Origin of the sequence: Endozoicomonas sp. ONNA1, from assembly GCF_024606325.1 — a bacterium.
Taxonomy (GTDB): Bacteria; Pseudomonadota; Gammaproteobacteria; order Pseudomonadales; family Endozoicomonadaceae; genus Endozoicomonas_A.
The window spans coordinates 1-1275 of record NZ_JAHHPN010000818.1 but is presented as its reverse complement, the minus strand read 5'-3'; the positions used below and the strand labels follow the sequence as shown (position 1 = coordinate 1275).

Sequence of the window (1275 nt, the reverse complement as noted above, 5' to 3'; positions counted from 1 at the left end):
CCCGTAGTCCGGGCGTTGAGATCTGCCTTGGCTTCGATCAGGAGTTTCACGATGTTGGTATGGCCCTTCCGGGCAGCGATAAACAGAGGGGTGGCGCCATCCGAAGTCCGTAGGGCGTTGAGATCTGCCCCGGCGTTGATCAGGACTTTCACGCAGTCGGTATTGCCATTGCGGGCTGCGATGAACAGCGGGGTGGCTCCATTCGACAAGGCGGCGTTGAGATCAGCCCCGCTGTTAATCAGGACTTCTGCAGAGTTGGTATTACCTTTCTGACTTGAGATATAGAGCGGGGTGGCACCATTAAGCGAGGTGGCGTTGACATCCGCCCCGCCTTCGATCAGGGCTTGCACAATGTCGGTATGGTCGCTCTGCGCCGCGATATACAGTGAGGTAACGCCATCCGTAACCCGGGCGTTGAGATCCGCCCCGGCTTCGATCAGGGCTTTCACAATGTCGGTATGGCCGTTCTGGGCTGCGATATACAGTGAGGTAACGCCACCTGAAGTCTGTGCGTTGAGATTCGCACCGGCTTCGATCAGGGCTTTCAAAATGTCGGTAAGGCCGTTCTGGGCTGAGATATACAGTGAGGTGACACCACCCGAAGTCCGCGCGTTGAGATCTGCCTTGGCTTCGATCAGGAGTTTCACGATGTCGGTATGGTCTTTCCGGGCAGCGATGAGCAGTGGGGTGACACCATTCTTAGTGCGGGCGTTGAGATCTGCCTTGGCTTCGATCAGGAGTTTCACGATATCGGTATGGCCCTTCCGGGCAGCGATGAACAGCGGAGTGGCACCATCCAAAGTCCTGGAGGCATCCTTAGTGCGGGCGTTGAGATCTGCCTTGGCTTCGATCAGGAGTTTCACAATGTCGGTATGCCCCTTGCGGGCAGCGATGAATAGGGGGGTGGCGCCATCCTCAATCCGTGCATTGAGATCAGCCCGGGCGTCGATCAGAACTTTCACGCAGTCGGTATTGCCCTTCAAGGCTGCAATGAACAGCGGGGTGATACCATTGGACAAGGCGGCGTTGAGATCAGCCCCGGCGTTAATCAGGGCTTTTACGCAGTCGGTATTAACCTCTCGGGCTGCGATGAACAGTGGGGTGGCACCATCCTTACTCCGGGCGTTGATATCTGCCCCGGCGTTGACCAGGCGTTCGACGATGTCCTTATGCCCTTGAGCGGATGCCAACATCAAGGCAGTGAGACCATCATTTATAACGGTATTGACATTGACTCCCTCTGCCAGTGACTTCTCCACCTGATCCAAATCCCCC

1 protein-coding gene is annotated in these 1275 nt (G+C 56.5%); it reads right to left on the bottom strand.

The genetic code is table 11. From position 1 onward, the window contains the following. Window positions 1–1275 (bottom strand): ankyrin repeat domain-containing protein (locus tag KDK19_RS19360; protein WP_257275078.1); only part of this gene is annotated, 1275 nt, incomplete at both ends.